A 16498-nucleotide genomic window follows, 5' to 3' on the forward strand; every position below is an offset into this window, starting at 1 on the left:
GGGGCCGAGCGCTCGGTTCCCGGGGTGCGCTTGGCCGGCCGACGCTTCGCCGGGTCCGCCGTCGCCGACACGAGCGGGCCGCTGCTGCGGCGCCGAGGGGTCTTGGGCGCGGCCGCGTCACCGGCCGGTTCGGCCGTCTTCGGGCCCTCGTCCGAGGTGGTCGCCGCCGCGGCCTTCGCCGCGGGCGAGGCCGCCGCCTCCGCCGGCGCGGCGGCCGGAGCAGCAGCCGCGGGAGCCGGTGCGGCGGCCGCCGGAGCGGCCTTCGCGGGGGCGGCCTTCGCCGGTGCGGACTTGGCGTCCTGGTCGGCCTTCTTCGGGATGGGCGTGTTCGGGTAGTAGCCCGGGACGCTCACTCGGCGCTCCTCCGCCACCCGGTTACCGGCGACGGTCGGTTCGATCCCGTTCATCGGGTCCGCGACCGCGCTGCGGTCGTCGCTGAACCCGGCGAGTTCCCGCGAGATCTGCTTGAACGAGCAGAGCCGCGCGCCGCGCGACGGCACCGGACGCTCCCCGTCCTGCAGCTGCTTCACCAGCGTGAGCGCCGAGTCGGCGTCGATCTGGTCGAAGTACTCGTAGTTGACGGTCATCACCGGCGCGTAGTCGCACGCCGCGAGGCACTCGGCGTGCTCGAGCGTGATCCGGCCGTCCTCGGTGGTCTGGTCGTGCCCCACCTCGAGGTACTCCGAGAGTGCCTCGTAGGCCTTGTCGCCGCCGAGCACCCCGCACATCGTGTTGGTGCAGACGCTCACCAGGTACTCGCCGGTGGGACGGCGCTTGTACATCGTGTAGAACGTCGCGACCGCGGCCACCTCGGCCTTGGTGATGCCGAGCTGCTCGGCGCAGAACGCGATGCCCGCCGGGCTCACGTACCCGTCGACCGACTGCACCAGGTGCAGCATCGGCAGCAGCGCCGAGCGCGAACGCCCCTCGGGGTAGCGCGCGACGATCGTCGCGGCCTGCTCGACCAGGTCGGCCCTGACCGTCTCGTCGGTCAGCTCAGTCATCGATCCACTCCACCCATAACGGGATCCAGCGAGGCGCCGGACGCGATCGCGTCGGCGATCGGGGCACCCTCGACCATCGCGGGGAACGCCTGCAGGTTCACGAAGCTGGGTTCGCGCACGTGGACGCGGTACGGCCGGGTGCCGCCGTCGCTGACGACGTGGAAGCCGAGCTCGCCGCGGGGCGACTCGACCGCCGTGTAGACCTGGCCGGGCGGAACCCGGAAGCCCTCGGTGACCAGCTTGAAGTGGTGGATCAGGGCCTCCATCGACTGGCCCATGATCTGCCGGACGTGCTCCAGCGAGTTGCCCATGCCGTCCTTGCCGAGCGCGAGCTGCGCCGGCCAGGCGATCTTCTTGTCGGCCACCATGACCGGGCCGGGAGCCAGCCGGTCGAGCGCCTGCTCGACGATGCGCAGCGACTCACGCATCTCGTTGACCCGCACCAGGTAGCGACCCCACACGTCGCCGGTGGTCTCGGTGATCACGTCGAAGTCGTAGTTCTCGTAGCCGCAGTACGGCATCGTCTTGCGCAGGTCCCACGGGAGGCCGGCCGAGCGCAGCACGGGCCCGGTGACGCCGAGCGCGAGGCACCCGGTGACGTCCAGGAAGCCGACGTTCTTCGTGCGGGCCTTCCACACCGGCTGACCGGTGAGCAGCCGCTCGTAGTCGTCGATCTTGGACCGCATGTACGGGATGAACTCGCGGATCTTGTCGACCGCACCGACCGGCAGGTCCTGCGCCAGCCCACCCGGCCGGACGAACGCCATGTTCATCCGCAGACCGGTGATGTCCTCGAACAGGTCGAGCACGTGCTCCCGCTCGCGGAAGCCGTAGATCATCATCGTCGTGGAGCCGAGCTCCATGCCGGTGGTGGCCAGCCAGACCAGGTGCGAGCTGATCCGGTTGAGCTCCATCAGCAGGACGCGCAACGTCGTCGCGCGCTCCGGCACCTCGACGCCGAGCAGCTTCTCCACCGCGAGGCAGTAGCCGGTCTCGTTGAAGATCGGCGCGAGGTAGTCCATCCGGGTGACGAACGTGGTGCCCTGCGTCCACGTGCGGTACTCGGTGTTCTTCTCGATGCCGGTGTGCAGGTAGCCGATGACCGAGCGCGCCTCGGTGATCGTCTCGCCCTCGAGCTCGAGGACGAGGCGCAGCACGCCGTGCGTCGACGGGTGCTGCGGACCCATGTTGACGACGATGCGCTCGCTGGCCAGCGGGTCCTCGGCCTGGATGGAGTCCCAGTCGCCGCCGGTGACCGTGTAGACGCGTCCCTCGGTCGTCTGCCGGGAATCGGCGTAGGGGTCGGTTGCCTGTGTCATGTCACGACCTCCTCTACCGGTAGGCCCGGCGGGTGTCGGGCGGCGGGATCTCCGCGCCCTTGTACTCGACCGGTACTCCACCGAGCGGGTAGTCCTTGCGCTGCGGGTGGCCGTCCCAGTCGTCCGGCATGAGGATCCGGGTCAGCCCGGGGTGGCCGTCGAACAGCACGCCGAACATGTCCCAGGTCTCGCGCTCCTGCCAGTCGGCGGTCGGGTAGACCGAGGTGACCGACGGAACGTGCGGGTCCTCCACGCTGACCGCGACCTCGAGCCGGATCCGGCGCCGGAAGGTCATGCTCGTCAGGTGGTAGACGACGTGCAGGCGGGCGGCCTGCTCGTCCGCGTCGTTGCCCTGCGGCGCGTCCAGGTAGTCGACGGCGGACACCGAGCTGCAGAGCTCGAAGCGCAGGCCCTCGTCGTCGCGGAGCAGCCGGCAGACCTCGACGATGCGCTCGCGCCGCACGTGCAGCGTCAGCTCGCCGCGGTCGACCACGACGCGGGTGACCGCCTCCTCGAAGCCGACGTCGGCCTTGGCCAGCCCTTCGCCGAGCAGGTCGGCGACCTCGTCGAAGTAGCCGCCGTACGGGCGCGGGGTGGAGCGCGGGTCGGCGACGTTGCGGACCAGGCCACCGAACCCGGACGTGTCGCCGGAGCCGGAGACCCCGAACATGCCTTTCTGGGCGGCGTCGTCAGTGCTCACTTGCGTGCCACTCCCGATTCGGTCTGCTTCGCGGCGACCTCGAGCCGGAGCTGCTCGGTGCGGCCCTCGGCTTCGGCCTGCTCCCACTCCTTGCGGAGCGTCTTGTCGTACCGGAACGAGGACGGCATCGTGCCGTAGCGCTTGAGCGTGCCCTCGGACCTGGCCTGCTCGAGCTCGGCCCGGCGCTTGGGCCCGAGCGGCTCGTGCATGACCTTCTCGTGCAGTTTCAGGACGGCGTCCAGCAGCATTTCCGGCCGCGGCGGACACCCGGGGAGGTACATGTCGACCGGCACCACGTGATCGACGCCCTGGACGATCGCGTAGTTGTTGAACATGCCGCCCGAACTCGCGCAGACGCCCATCGAGAGCACCCATTTCGGGTCGGGCATCTGGTCGTAGATCTGACGCAGCACCGGCGCCATCTTCTGGCTCACCCGGCCGGCGACGATCATCAGGTCGGCCTGGCGCGGAGTGGCGGCGAACCGCTCCATTCCGAAACGGGCGAAGTCGTACCGGGCGGCGCCGGTCGTCATCATTTCAATGGCGCAGCAGGCCAGGCCGAACGTGGCCGGCCACATCGACGACTTCCGGCTCCAGTTGACGAGCTTCTCGACGGTGGTCACCAGAACCCCGCCGGGGAGTTTTTCTTCGAGCCCCATCGCACGGACCCCTTTCGAAAGAGAACGGGCTGGTCGGGGACGACTCAATCCCAGTCGAGGCCGCCGCGACGCCACACGTACGCGTAGGCGATGAACACGGTGAGGATGAACAGCACCATCTCCACCAGCCCGAACATGCCGAGCGCCTCGTTGGCGACCGCCCACGGGTACGTGAAGATGATCTCGATGTCGAAGATGATGAAGAGCATCGCGGTCAAGTAGAACTTGACCGGGAATCGCCCACCGCCGGATGCCTGCGGTGACGGCTCGATACCGCATTCGTAGGCTTCGAGCTTGGCTTTGTTGTAGCGCTTGGGCCCGACCACGGCCGCCGCACCCACGCTGCCTACCGCGAAGACAGCAGCGAGCACGAAAAGGCCGACGATCGGCGCGAAAAGCGCGAGTGAACCACCGGTGTCCATCGGTTCCCTTCCCTGACGTCGGTGTGCAGCGAGGAGGTGCCGTAGAGCTTTATTACTGGGGGTTACGCTGTCTTCGGGGTAGCGGGACAGTTAACGGAAAGCAGCTGTCCACGGTTAAGTCGGACGTACTCAATCACACTGCGGGCGCGAGCTTGGACAGGCCGTTGATGACTCGGTCCATGGCGTCCCCACCACGCGGATCGGTGAGGTTCGCCAGCAGCTTCAACACGAATCGCATGAGGAGCGGGTGCGGCAGACCGTGCCGCGTCGCGACCTTCATGATCTCGGGGTTGCTGATCAGCTTCACGAACACCCCGCCGAGGCGGTAGTAGCCGCCGTACCGCTCGGTGAGCAGCGTCGGGTAGGCACGCAGCGCCCGCTCCCGGCTCGGGCCGGCGGAGCGCGCGAGCGCCTGCACGGCGACCTCGGCGGCGATCTCGCCGGACTCCATCGCGTACGCGATGCCCTCGCCGTTGAACGGGTTGACCATGCCGCCGGCGTCACCGACGAGCATCAGGCCCCGGGTGTAGTGCGGCTTGCGGTTGAAGCCCATCGGGAGCGCCGCGCCGCGGATCGGGCCGTCGGCGTTCTCCTCGCGGAAACCCCACTCCTCCGGGGTGCCGTTCATCCACGTCTTGAGCAGCTGGCGGTAGTTGACGTCCTTGAACGCCGCCGAGCTGTTGAGGATGCCGAGGCCCACGTTGGACCGCCCGTCACCGAGCCCGAAGATCCAGCCGTAGCCCGGGAGGAGCCGGTCGCGACCGTCGACCTTGTCCCACAGCTCCAACCACGACTCCAGGTAGTCGTCCTCGTGGCGAGGGCTCTGGTAGTAGCGGCGCACCGCGACGCCCATCGGCCGGGCCTCGTTGCGGGCCAGCCCCAGCGCCAGCGCGAACCGGCCGGAGACGCCGTCGGCGGCGATCACCAGCGGGGCGCGGAAAGTGGCCTTGGTCTTCTCCGGACCGAGCTCGGCCTCGACGCCGACCACGCGGCCGGCGGTGGAGAGCACCGGGCCGGTGACCGTGGTGGACGTACGCAGCTGGGCACCGGCCTTCACGGCCGCCTTCGCGAGCATGTCGTCGAAGTCCATGCGGGTGCGGGTGAGGCCGTAGTTCGGGTAGGCCGCGAGCTCGGGCCAGGGCAGCTCCATCCGGACGCCGCCGCCGATGACCCGCAGCCCCTTGTTGTGCAGCCAGCCGTTCTCGGTGGACACGTCGATGCCCATCGAGATCAGCGACCGGACCGCACGCGGGGTCAGCCCGTCGCCGCAGACCTTCTCGCGCGGGAACTCGGTCTTCTCCAGCAGGAGGACGTCGAGCCCGGCCGAGGCGAGGTGGTAGGCCGCCGCGGATCCGGCCGGGCCGGCACCCACGACGATGACATCAGCATCCGACCCGCCGGCGACGCCGGGCAGGCTCAGGGAACTGCTATCGGCGGCGGTGTCGACCACGGGGGGCTCGGCACCGCGGGGAGCGGGCTCGGTGGTCACGGCAGCCTCTCGAAGGGGCCTGGGGGCAGGGCTTTCGTGCGCTTGTGAAAATGTTCACGAACTCACGGTCGGCAGTCTATGCCGCTCATCACATGCCTGGGTACTAAGGCTCACCTAACCCGGATTGCGCCGGTGCACGGGGTCACCGCCACCCACAGGTTCCAACCCCGGGGACGACCACTGTTTACGTGGTTTTGCCCGCGTTCACTGCCGCCTCGGCGATTGTTCCCGGGGTCACAAAAAATCGACGCACCGAGTAGCGTGCCCCTCACGCGGTATATGTACATATCCGTACTTAGCCTGATCATTACCGCAGGGGGACACGTGATTCGCCGGACCGCAGGATTCGTCGTCGTAACCGCCGCATTGCTGGCCGCTGCCGCCTGTGGTGGCGCGGAGCGGCAGAGCACGTCGGAGACCGCGACCTCGGGCGCGATCGAGGCGACCCAGCCGACCGTCGCCGAGGGAACGTTCGCCCCGTACTCCCCCAGCGCCACGGCGATCGCCTACGACCCGAAGCTGATCCCGTCCGGCGCCTCGGCCCACCTCACGATCGCCGAGATCGTCGACACCACGACCGTGACGCTCGACGTCCGGGGCCTGCTGCCGAACCGGGTCTACGGCGCGCACCTGCACACCCAGCCGTGCGGCCCCACCGGCACCGCGGCCGGCCCGCACTACCAGCACCGGCCCGACCCGGCCCTGTCCGCGTCGGCGCCGTCGGTGGACCAGCTCTACGCCAACCCGCAGAACGAGGTCTGGCTCGACGTGACGACCGACTCACAGGGCACCGGCACGAGCAAGAGCACCCAGCAGTGGCGCTTCATCACCAAACCGAAGTCACTGGTCATCCACGCCAAGAAGACCGAGACCGAGGACGGCAAGGCGGGCATGGCCGGCGACCGGCTGGCGTGCCTCACGGTGAACCGCTGATCCGTGTTGTCCGGCTAACAAAGTTCGACATTTCCGGCCAGTACCGTCTCGGGGCGTTGACACCTTCCCGAAAGGCGGGGAAATGTACCGATCAGCTGGATTACTCGTCGTCACCGCCACGGCCACGGCTCTGTTCGTCGCCGGATGCGCCGACCCGGAGCCGGAGACGTCCACACCGGAGAGTTCCGCGTCGACCGCGGTGAAACCGGCGTCGGCGACCAAGGGGACGTTCGGCCCGTACTCGTCGAGCGCCCGGGCGGTGACGTACGACCCCGCGGTGGTGCCACCGGGAGCCACCGCGGAGGTGACGATCACCGAGTCCGACGGCGCCACCGTGGTGACGCTGACCGCCCAGGGCCTGCTCGCCGACCGGGTCTACGGCGCCCACCTGCACACCAAGCCGTGCGGGGAGACGGGCAAGGCGGCCGGGCCGCACTACCAGCACGAACACGACCCGGCCGCGAAGGCCTCACCGCCGTCGGTGGACCCGAGCTACGCCAACCCGCGCAACGAGGTGTGGCTCGACCTCACCACCGACGCGCAGGGCGCGGGCACCAGCCGGAGCACCCAGGAGTGGACGTTCACCGCGAAGCCCCAGTCGCTGGTCATCCACGCCAAGAAGACCGAGACCGCCCCGGGCAAGGCGGGCACGGCCGGCGACCGGGTGGCCTGCCTGACGATCTAACTCTTGATGGCGTGGTGCAGGGCGACGATTCCGCCGGTCAGATTGCGCCAGCGCACCGATCCCCAGCCGTTCGCCGCGATCAGCCCGGCCAGGCCCGCCTGGTCGGGCCAGGCACGGATCGACTCGGCCAGGTACACGTAGGCGTCCGGCGCGCTGCTCACCGTGCGGGCCACCTGCGGAAGCGCCCGCATGAGGTATTCGGTGTAGACGGTCCGGAAGGGCGCCCACGTCGGGCTACTGAACTCGAGCACGACGAGACGGCCGCCCGGTTTCGTGACCCGTGCCATCTCGGCCAGCCCGGCGGCCGTGTCGGCGACGTTCCGCAGCCCGAGCGAAATCGTCACGGCGTCGAAGGCCGCGTCGGGGAACGGCAGGTGCATCGCGTCGCCCGCGACGAGCGGGACGCCCCGATCGAGGCCTTCGCGGAGCATGCCCAGCGAGAAGTCGCAGGCGATGACCTCCGCGCCGGAGTGGGCGAGCTCGGCGGTGGAGACCGCGGTGCCGGCCGCCAGGTCGAGGCACCGCTCGCCCGGGCGGAGGTCGAGCACGTCGGCGGTGAGCGCGCGCCACCGACGGTCCTGGCCGAACGAGATCACCGTGTTCGTCAGGTCGTACCGGCGTGCGACCTGGTCGAACATTGCCGCTACTTCGTTCGGTCGCTTCTCCAGTGATGCGCGCGTCATGCCGCTCAGACTAATCGGCGAGTTGACCGAAAGCCTGGCCCGACTGTTTAACTCGGGAGTAACCTACTGGCGCGTTAAATACCGACCCGAGGGAGCCCGCCGTGTCGTCCTTCGACATCGACCCGAAAACGATCAGCACCGAGGAGTTCCGAGCGCTGCTCTCCCGGGCCGACACCCTGGAGGGGTTGGACGACGTCGACCCGGCCGTTTTCGCCCGCCTGATCGGACGCGCCCGGCGCGACCAGCTCGAGGCCGTGATGAGCAGCCCGGCCCGGACGGTCGTCCTCGACCAGATCCTCCGCCGGTTCACCGAGCACTACCGGGCCGGCGAGAAGCGTCCGCCGAAGGTCATCCACTGGAAGGTCACCGGCCGTCCCGACGGTGGTCAGGACGAGTTCGAACTCGTCCTGCACGGCGACCGCTGCGAGGTCAACACGGTTGCCGAGCACGGTGCCGACACGACGATCATCCTCGGCGGCCCGGAGTTCCTGCTGCTGACGTCGGGCAACGGCAGGCCCACGACGATGTTCATGACCGGCAAGCTCAAGGTCCGCGGCGACCTGGGCCTGGCGGCCGTGCTGGCCAAGATCTTCGTCGTGCCGACGGCGGCCTGACGTGTACGCGACCCAGCTGGCCACCACGCTGGTCAAAGCCGGTGTCGTCGCGCCGGGGCGCCCCGACCGCATCACCAGGCAACTCGTCGCGCTGAAGAGCTGGGGGCTGAGCCTGGCCGGTGGCTACACCAGCGCCGCGGCCCGCGACCCCGAACGGATCGCGCTGATCGACGAACGGCGCCAGGTGACGTTCGCCGAGCTCGTCGACCGCGCCACCCGGATCTCCCAGGGCCTGGCCGCGCTGGGCGTCCGCGGGAAGAGCCGGGTCGCCGTGCTCTGCCGCAACCACGCCGGGCTGATCGAAGCGCTGGTGGCGTCGGCGACGCTGGGCGCCGACACCGTGCTGGTGAACACCGGCCTGTCCGCGGCCCAGCTCGAGACCGTGCTGCGTGAACAGAGCGCCGAGCTCGTCATCGCCGACGAGGAGTTCCTGCCGCTGATCGGCGAGCCGGGCGTCCCGGTGATCGTGGCCTGGGCCGAGCAGCACCCCGGACGGACCACTCTCGACGACCTCGTCGCGCGGAATCCCGGCGGTAGGGCCGCGCCGCCCGAGGTGGTCGGGCGCACGATCGTCCTCACGTCCGGCACCACCGGCGCACCGAAGGGCGCCCGGCGGCCGCCGCCGCACGGGCTCGGTGCGCTGGCCTCGATCCTGTCGAAGATCCCGCTGAAAGTGCGGAACACGGTCGCGATCCCGGCACCGCTGTTCCACACCTGGGGATTCGCCGGGCTGCAGGTCGGCATGGGGTTGCGGGCCACGCTGGTGCTGCGGCGACGGTTCGAGCCCGAGGCGCTGCTGAACGACGTCGCCACCCACCGGGTGAACGGGGTGTTCGTCGTCCCGATCATGATGCAGCGGATGCTGGAGCTGGCCCCGGAGGCGCGGGCGACGTACGACCTGAGCACGGTCCGCGCGATCGCCAGCAGCGGATCGGCGCTGATCGGCGACTTCGCGGTCCACTTCATGGACGCGTTCGGCGACGTCCTCTACAACCTCTACGGCTCGACCGAGGTGTCCTGGGCGACGATCGCGACGCCGTCCGACCTGCGCCGGGAGCCCCGGACGGCCGGTCAGGCGCCGCTGGGCACCCGGCTGGCCATCCTGGACGAGAACGGCAACGACCTGCCCGCCGGGACGCCGGGCCGCATCTTCGTCGCGAACGGGATGCTGTTCGAGGGATACACGAACGGGGCGTCGAAGGAGGTCCGCCGGGGCTTCATGAGCACCGGCGACGTCGGCCACCTCGACGCGACCGGCCTGCTGTTCGTGGACGGGCGGGACGACGACATGATCGTGTCCGGCGGCGAGAACGTGTTCCCCCGCGAAGTGGAGAACATCCTCACCGAAGCCGAGTGCGTGCGCGAGGTGGCCGTGATCGGGGTGCCGGACGACGACTTCGGCCAGCGGCTGGCGGCCTACGTCGTGCTGCACGAGGGCCACCCGGCCGACGCGGACACGATCCGGGACCTGGTGAAGGCGAAGGCGGCCCGCTACTCCGTGCCCCGGGACGTCCACTTCCTGGACGAGCTCCCGAGGAACGCGACGGGCAAGGTGGTTCCCCGCCTCCTCCGCGGTTAGGCCCTCCGGTCCACGGCGGCGATCGCGAGGGTGCGCAGGGCTTCGCGGCCCTCGGTCGTGAGCGGCGCGTGCTCCAGCACCGCGAGCGCGTGGGTGCAGCGCTCCGCGATCATCTTCTCGACGCGGTCACGCGCACCGCAGTCGACGATCAGCTCACGCAGCGCGGTGACGCCGGCCTCGTCCAGGCCGGGATCGCCGAGGCGCTCCACGAGCAGCGCCCGACCGGCCTCGGTGGCCTGCTCCCGGGTGGCCGCGATCAACACGGTCTGCTTGCCCTCGCGCAGGTCCTCACCGGAGGGTTTCCCGGTCACCTCGCTGTCACCGAACACGCCGAGCAGGTCGTCGCGCAGCTGGAACGCCTCGCCGATCGGGAGCGCGAACGCGGTGTAGGCGTCGATCACCGCCGCCGGTGCCCCCGCGACCGCGGCACCGAGGTGCAGCGGCGCCTCCACGGTGTACTTGCCGCTCTTGTACTGCGCGATCCGCAGCGCCCGCTCCAGCGGCACGCCGCCGCGCGTCGGGGCCGAGATGTCGAGGTACTGGCCCGCCATGAGCTCCAGGCGCATCGTCGCGAACACGTCACGCGTGCGCAGGGCGGCGGGTGCGGACAGCCCGGCCGTGGCGAGCATCTGCTCCGAGAGCACCAGCAGCAGGTCACCGAGGAGGATCGCGGCCGCCGAGCCGTAGCGGTCCGGGTCGCCGTGGCGCCCGGCCACCCGGTGCGCCGAGGCCAGCGCCCGGTGCGCCGACGGGCGGCCGCGACGCAGGTCGGAGCCGTCCATCACGTCGTCGTGGATCAACGCGAACGCGTGCAGGAGTTCCAGCGACGCGGCCGCCCGGATCAGCGGCTCGTCGTCCGGAGCGCCGGCCGCTCTGGCGCCCCAGTAGGCGAACAGCGGACGCAGCCGCTTGCCCCCGGCCAGCACCGAGGCCTGCAGCGGCGCCTCCAGGTCGGAGAGCTCCTCGCCGACCCGGCCCAGCACCGCGACGTAGTCGGCGAGGAAGTTCTCCAGCGCCAGACCGACGCGCGCACGCACGTCGACGCTCGTGACCTTCATCCGCGAAACCGGTCGAGCTGTGCTCTGGACCTGCGTGCTCATCTCGACCTCGTCCTGTCGGCGGTGCATCGGTTGTGCATCGATTCCTACCGCGAGGCGCGGCGGCCCGCATCTCGAGATGACACCGGCCCACCCAACGCGGCCAGTACACCCTCTACGGCTTCCACCAGCGAAGTCGGCAACGCAACGCCGGGCGGCATGCGGCGCCGGGCCGGCCCCGACCACCCCGGGCCCCCGGCGATCAGCCGGATCGGACGGCCGAGCGCCGCCAGTTTCGTGAACACCGTCGGGTCGGCGGTGTCCGGGATCTGCGACCACAGCACGACGACGGCCGGGCCGGTACGCCGCACCGCCTCCACCATCGCGTCGGCGGGCACCCTGGCGCCGAGGATGCGGGTGCCTCGGCGCGCTTCACGCAGAGCCGCCGCGAGCGCTTCGAGCGGCAGCGTGTGCTGCTCCTCGTCCACCGACGCGAGCAGCGTGCGTGACGGAGCCAGCGCGGGCACCGGCTCGTCGTCGGCCCGCGCGCGCCGCGGCCCGGCCGGACCGGGTACGACCATCCGCAGTTCGGTGGAGATGTGCCAGGACAACAAATGCTCGATCTCGACGACGCTGTGCCCGGCCTGCCAGCGCTGGCCCAGCGCGCTGAGCACCGGAACCAGCACCTCGGTCCAGGTCAGCACCGTGCCGTACGTGCGCAGACAGCTCCGGATCTCCTCGGCGATCGCGTCGCCGTCCATGCTTCCGGCGGCGCGCGCGATGCCCCGGGCCGCGGCCTGGGCCTGACCGACCGGCATCACCCGGCGCCCGGTGGAGCGGGCGGCCGCGACCCGCGGAGCCGGCTCGGCCAGCTCACCCGGTTCGGCGGCCAGCGCGGTGCGGGCGGCGTCGGCCGGGGAGACCCCCTGGAACGTCAGCCGGCGCATCATCTCCAGGCGGCGGACGTCCTCGGTGGTGTAACGCCGATGGCGCCCGGCTTCGTGCTCGCTGGGACCGAGCCCGTACCGCTGGTCCCAGGTGCGCAACGTGGTGACCGCGACGCCGAGCCGCCGGGCCACCGCGCCCGCGGTCAGGCGCGGTCCGCCCCAGGTAGGGCGGACCACCTCACGCTCGTCGTCACTCGCCACGGCTTGATCATCGCGCGCAACGGCCGAATGCGCGCGTTGAAGTCAGCTCGCTTCCACCAGCGGCAGGTTGCGGCCGACTCCACCGCCCGGCAGTGCGATCGACGCGAAGTGCGACACGATGTGGTCGTCGCTCGGGTCGTTCGCCGGGTCGTCGTGCACGAGGATGTGGTTGTAGAGCGTGTCGCGCTGGGCCGGCGTGCGGCCCGCGCTGCGCATCAGCGAGATGAGCTCGGTGCGGTTGGAGCGGTGCTTCGCGCCCGCGCTGGAGACCACGTTCTCCTCGAGCATGACCGAGCCCAGGTCGTCGGCGCCGTAGTGCAGCGTCAGCTGACCGATGTCCTTACCGGTCGTCAGCCAGGAGCCCTGCAGGTGCCTGACGTTGTCGAAGAAGAGCCGGGCCACCGCGACCAGGCGCAGGTACTCCAGGCTGGTGGCCTGGGTGCGGCCCTTCAGGTGGTTGTTCTCCGGCTGGTACGTCCACGGGATGAACGACCGGAACCCACCGGTGCGGTCCTGCACGTCACGGACCATGCGCATGTGCTCGATGCGCTCGGCGTTGGTCTCGCCGGTGCCCATCATGAACGTGGCGGTGGACTCGACGCCGAGGTTGTGCGCGGTCTCCATCACCTCGAGCCAGCGCTCGCCCGATTCCTTCAGCGGCGCGATGGCCTTGCGCGGACGCTCGACCAGGATCTCCGCGCCGGCACCGGCGAACGAGTCGAGACCGGCCGCGTGGATGCGGGTGATCGACTCCTCGATGCTGACCTTGGAGACCTTCGACATGTGCATGACCTCGGACGCGCCGAGCGAGTGCAGCGTCAGCGACGGGTACTCGCGCCGGATCGCGCCGAACACCGTCTCGTAGTACTCGACGCCGTACTCCGGGTGGTGCCCACCCTGGAGCATGATCTGCGTCGCGCCGAGCTTCACCGCCTCGTCGCAGCGGCGCAGGATCTCCTCGAGATCGTGCGACCAGCCTTCCTTGTGCTTCGGCGCGCGGTAGAACGCGCAGAACTTGCACGCGGTGACGCAGACGTTCGTGTAGTTGATGTTCCGGTCGATGATGTACGTCGCGACGTGGGCCACGTCGCCGTACAGCCGGCGCCGGACCGTGTCGGCGGCCTGACCGAGCGCGTGCAGCGGCGCCTCGGTGTAGAGCAGCAGCGCCTCCTCCGGCGAGATCCGGCCGCCGTCGGCGGCGCGCTGGAGGATTTCGGCAGTGGCAGCGTTTCCGGTCACGACGTCGAGCGTAACCCGGTTCGGCCGCGCGCCGTTTGTGGTGTCCACAACCCCGGCCCGCGTCAGCGCACCTCGACGTCGACGCGGTGGTAGCCCTCGGAGCCGTTCGGCGCGGGGGGCCGGGGCTCGGCCGACTGGGTCACGCCGGTGGCGTCGGTGGCGCGCACCTCGAGCGCGTGGTTGCCGGGGCCCGCGGACGTGGTGTCCCACCGCCAGCTCCACTGGCGCCACGTGTCGGTCGAGTCGGACGCCGCGAGCGTGGCCGGCTGCCAGGCTCCGCTGTCCACCCGGACCTCGACCTTCGTGATGCCACGGCGCTGCGCCCAGGCCACGCCGGCGACCGTCACCGTGCCGGAGACCTCCGCGGACGCGCGCGGCGTGTCGATGCGTGACGCGGTCTTGATCGGCGCCTGCTGCGACCAGCCGCGCGGCACCCAGTACGCGTCGAAGTCGCCGAACCGGGAGAGCTCCAGGTCCACCAGCCACTTGGTGGCGCTCACGTAGCCGTAGAGGCCCGGCACGACCATCCGCACCGGGAAACCGTGTGCGATCGGCAGCGGTTCGCCGTTCATGCCGACCGCCAGGATCGCGTCCCGTCCGTCCCGGCAGGCCGCGGTGGGGGTGCCGCAGGTCCAGCCGTCGGCGGAGCGACCGACGAGCTGGTCGGCGTCCGCGTCCGGCTCCACCCGGTCCAACAGGTCCTTCAGCCGGACGCCGAGCCAGCGGGCGTTCCCGGTGAGGTCACCGCCGACCTCGTTGGAGACGCAGGCCAGCGTGATGTCGCGCTCGACCAGCGGGAGACCGAGCAGGTCGTCGTAGGTGAGCGTGAGCTCGCGCCGGACCCGGCCGTGGATGCGCAGCCGGTAGGTGTCCGGGTTCACCTGGGGCAGCACGAACGCGGTGTCGACGCGGTAGAAGTCGACGTTCGGCGTGGTCCAGGGCGTGATTCCGGCGACGTCGAGCTTCGCTCCGGCGGGCACCGGCGGGGCCGGCGACGCCGGGGCCGGCAGACGGATCGCGGCACGCTGTTCGCTCACCCCGCGCCAGCGGGCGAGCAGACGCCCGGCCCCGCCCGCGACGACGGCCGCTCCGGCGGTGCCCCCGGCCAGCAGCAGGAACGTCCGACGCGACGCTCCACCGCCCCCCAACCAGGGGGTGTCGGCGGCGCCGGGAGCGGAGCCGGCCGCACCCCCGACATCGGCCGGCCCCGCAGATCGCCGGGAGTCCGGGGCCGTGCTCGCCTCGGCGGCCCTTCGGACCAGCGGAGACAGCGCCAGCATCGCCGCGCCGGCACCCACCAGCGTCGGAATCACCGCGTAGCTGGTGGAGTCCGGGCGCTCGATCGCCGCGAGAGCCCCAACTACTGCAAATACCGCAATTACTCCCAAACCGAAGCCTATATGACGCCGAGCCAGGACGCCCGCCAGCGCGGCCGCACCCGCGACCACGAGGATCACGACGACCGTGAGCAGCGGTTTGTCCCAGCTGCCGAACGTCTGCACGCCGAACTGCTCGAGCGAGCGCGGAACCCGGTCGACGACCGCGCCGGCCACCGCGGTCAGCGGGGACGACGACGGCCCGACGAACGCCGCCACCAACTCCGCCACGCCGATCGCGATCGCCGCCGACGCGATCCCGGCCAGCGCGAAGAGCTTCCACGGGGTGTTCACGTCGCCACCATCCCGCGCCTCGGCAAGGCCTACAGCTCGACGAACTCCGGACCACCCGCGGGCAGCGGCGGCGCCTCCCCGGCCGCTGCCGCCTTCGCGGCGAACGCGCTGAGCCCCTCCACCTGCCGGGCACCGAGCGAGAAGTCGAGCGTCCGGAAGTAGTTCGCCAGCGTCGCCGCGTCGAACACCTCCCAGCGGGCGGCGTCGGCCGCCACGTCGTCGATCTGGGTCAGGCACAGGTCACGCGAGCGCAGGAACGCGTCGTGCACGTCCTTCACCTGGCCCGGGTGCCGCTCGGCGAAGTCGCGCCGCACGGCCCAGACGGCGAACACCATCGGCAGGCCGCTCCACTCCCGCCAGGCCGCGCCGAGGTCGGTCACGGTCAGCCCCATCGCCGGACCCTCGTAGAGCGCACGGAGCGCGGCGTCGCCGATCAGCACGCCGGCCTCGGCCTCCTGCATCATCACGCCCAGATCGGGCGGGCACACGTAGTACTCGGGCCGGACGCCGTAGCGCTCGGCCAGCAGCATCCGCGCCAGCAGCACGCTGGTGCGGCTGGTCGAACCCAGTGCGACCCGCCGCCCGTCCAGCTCGCCGAGCGGCCGCTGCGAGACGACGTTCACCGACAGCACCGGGCCGTCCGACCCGACCGCGATGTCGGGCAGCAGCAACAGCTGGTCGGCGTTGCGCAGGTACTCGACCAGGCTGATCGGCCCGATGTCGAGGTCGCCGCGCACCAGCGCGTCGTTCAGGTGGTCGGGGGTGTCCTTCGTCAGGTCGACGTCGAGCAGGGCACCGGTCCGGACCAGCCCGTAGTAGATCGGCAGGCAGTTCAGGAACTGGATGTGTCCGACCCGAGGGCGTCGCGGCGCGTCCTGTCTCACCCTTCGACAGTACGTCGACCTCAGACCACCAGGACGCTGCCCTCGGAGTCGATGCTGTCCGCCTCGGCCTCGTCGAGCCACAGCCCACCGGTACCGAGGTAGCGGAAGTGGTGGGTGCCGGACGGCAGCGTGAGCGTCACGCTGCGGGTTCCGTTGCGGCGCGGGGTCAGTTCGTGCCTGCCGGGCTGCCACCCGTTGAAGTCGCCGACGACGCTGATCGAGGGCGTCGTCTCGTCCATCGGCAAGCTGAACGTGATCTTGGTCTTGGAATCCTTCAGCGGTGTGCGCTTGAGCACGAACAGGCTCCTCTCCCTGTCGAGGGGGGCCGAAATGGTACTTACTGTGCATATTACCCATTCACCGTGGGGTTTTGTCACGTCCTGCTGGCCGGCGGAGCCGCGGTACGCGGATCGGCGCGTTCCGCGTAAAGGGT

At 70.6% G+C, this 16498-nt stretch carries 16 protein-coding genes and 1 pseudogene; 4 read left to right on the top strand and 13 right to left on the bottom strand.

Annotation, left to right across the window (positions count from 1 at the left end; translation table 11 throughout):
* Nucleotides 1-107 precede the first annotated feature (107 nt).
* The 6 genes and pseudogenes from nuoE to ABD437_RS07310 form a co-directional block, all read right to left on the bottom strand.
* Nucleotides 108-1004, bottom strand: a pseudogene (nuoE, locus tag ABD437_RS07285) (NADH-quinone oxidoreductase subunit NuoE); the annotation flags it as partial.
* On the bottom strand, nt 1001-2323 hold the full coding sequence (locus ABD437_RS07290; protein ID WP_344647957.1) for an NADH-quinone oxidoreductase subunit D: 1323 nt from the start codon (nt 2321-2323) through the stop codon (nt 1001-1003). The pseudogene nuoE and the gene ABD437_RS07290, both read right to left, overlap by 4 nt.
* A 13-nt stretch (nt 2324-2336) precedes the next feature.
* Nucleotides 2337-3041 (bottom strand): NADH-quinone oxidoreductase subunit C, encoded by a 705-nt coding sequence (locus ABD437_RS07295; RefSeq protein WP_344648174.1) that lies wholly within the window; start codon nt 3039-3041, stop codon nt 2337-2339.
* A complete protein-coding gene (locus ABD437_RS07300) occupies nt 3020-3682 on the bottom strand; it encodes a NuoB/complex I 20 kDa subunit family protein (RefSeq protein WP_344647958.1) in 663 nt (220 codons plus the stop codon). Before ABD437_RS07300 ends, ABD437_RS07295 begins: the two co-directional genes overlap by 22 nt.
* A 44-nt stretch (nt 3683-3726) precedes the next feature.
* Complete coding sequence (locus ABD437_RS07305) at nt 3727-4104, bottom strand: NADH-quinone oxidoreductase subunit A (RefSeq protein WP_344647959.1); 378 nt, start codon at nt 4102-4104, stop codon at nt 3727-3729.
* A 133-nt stretch (nt 4105-4237) separates the two neighbouring features.
* Entirely contained in the window at nt 4238-5518 is a 1281-nt protein-coding gene (locus ABD437_RS07310) for a geranylgeranyl reductase family protein (RefSeq protein ID WP_344648175.1), read from the bottom strand.
* A gap of 399 nt (nt 5519-5917) precedes the next feature.
* On the opposite strand from ABD437_RS07310, the gene ABD437_RS07315 reads away from it, so the two are divergent.
* Both ABD437_RS07315 and ABD437_RS07320 read left to right on the top strand, forming a co-directional pair.
* Nucleotides 5918-6526: a superoxide dismutase family protein gene (locus ABD437_RS07315; protein WP_344647960.1), complete on the top strand. Its 609-nt coding sequence runs from the start codon at nt 5918-5920 to the stop codon at nt 6524-6526.
* Between the two features lie 82 nt (nt 6527-6608).
* Complete coding sequence (locus ABD437_RS07320) at nt 6609-7211, top strand: superoxide dismutase family protein (RefSeq protein ID WP_344647961.1); 603 nt, start codon at nt 6609-6611, stop codon at nt 7209-7211.
* On the opposite strand, the gene ABD437_RS07325 is transcribed toward ABD437_RS07320, so the two are convergent.
* Entirely contained in the window at nt 7208-7894 is a 687-nt protein-coding gene (locus ABD437_RS07325; protein ID WP_344647962.1) for a demethylmenaquinone methyltransferase, read from the bottom strand. The two genes, ABD437_RS07320 and ABD437_RS07325, sit on opposite strands and share 4 nt — an antisense overlap.
* Nucleotides 7895-7995: 101 nt before the next feature.
* Between ABD437_RS07325 and ABD437_RS07330 the strand changes: the two genes are divergently transcribed.
* Nucleotides 7996-8508, top strand: coding sequence for an SCP2 sterol-binding domain-containing protein (locus ABD437_RS07330; protein ID WP_344647963.1), 513 nt, complete (start codon nt 7996-7998; stop codon nt 8506-8508).
* Nucleotide 8509: 1 nt separating this feature from the next.
* Nucleotides 8510-10087 carry an AMP-binding protein gene (locus tag ABD437_RS07335; RefSeq protein WP_344647964.1) on the top strand — a complete coding sequence of 526 codons (1578 nt, stop codon included), beginning with the start codon at nt 8510-8512 and terminating at the stop codon, nt 10085-10087.
* On the opposite strand, the gene ABD437_RS07340 is transcribed toward ABD437_RS07335, so the two are convergent.
* From ABD437_RS07340 to ABD437_RS07365, 6 genes are all read right to left on the bottom strand, one after another.
* Nucleotides 10084-11145 carry a polyprenyl synthetase family protein gene (locus ABD437_RS07340; RefSeq protein WP_344647965.1) on the bottom strand — a complete coding sequence of 354 codons (1062 nt, stop codon included), beginning with the start codon at nt 11143-11145 and terminating at the stop codon, nt 10084-10086. The two genes, ABD437_RS07335 and ABD437_RS07340, sit on opposite strands and share 4 nt — an antisense overlap.
* Nucleotides 11146-11231: 86 nt before the next feature.
* On the bottom strand, nt 11232-12272 hold the full coding sequence (locus tag ABD437_RS07345; RefSeq protein WP_344647966.1) for a MerR family transcriptional regulator: 1041 nt from the start codon (nt 12270-12272) through the stop codon (nt 11232-11234).
* Nucleotides 12273-12314: 42 nt separating this feature from the next.
* Nucleotides 12315-13511 (bottom strand): cyclic dehypoxanthinyl futalosine synthase, encoded by a 1197-nt coding sequence (gene mqnC, locus ABD437_RS07350; protein ID WP_344647967.1) that lies wholly within the window; start codon nt 13509-13511, stop codon nt 12315-12317.
* A 62-nt stretch (nt 13512-13573) separates the two neighbouring features.
* On the bottom strand, nt 13574-15181 hold the full coding sequence (locus tag ABD437_RS07355) for a molybdopterin-dependent oxidoreductase (RefSeq protein WP_344647968.1): 1608 nt from the start codon (nt 15179-15181) through the stop codon (nt 13574-13576).
* A gap of 29 nt (nt 15182-15210) precedes the next feature.
* The gene (locus ABD437_RS07360) at nt 15211-16065 is read right to left on the bottom strand and encodes a menaquinone biosynthetic enzyme MqnA/MqnD family protein (RefSeq protein ID WP_344647969.1); all 855 of its coding nucleotides are present in this window, start codon (nt 16063-16065) and stop codon (nt 15211-15213) included.
* Between the two features lie 20 nt (nt 16066-16085).
* Nucleotides 16086-16361 carry an isoamylase early set domain-containing protein gene (locus ABD437_RS07365; protein WP_344647970.1) on the bottom strand — a complete coding sequence of 92 codons (276 nt, stop codon included), beginning with the start codon at nt 16359-16361 and terminating at the stop codon, nt 16086-16088.
* Nucleotides 16362-16498: the final 137 nt, after the last annotated feature.

The sequence above is a fragment of the Cryptosporangium japonicum genome, from assembly GCF_039524755.1.
Classification (GTDB): Bacteria; Actinomycetota; Actinomycetes; order Mycobacteriales; family Cryptosporangiaceae; genus Cryptosporangium; species Cryptosporangium japonicum.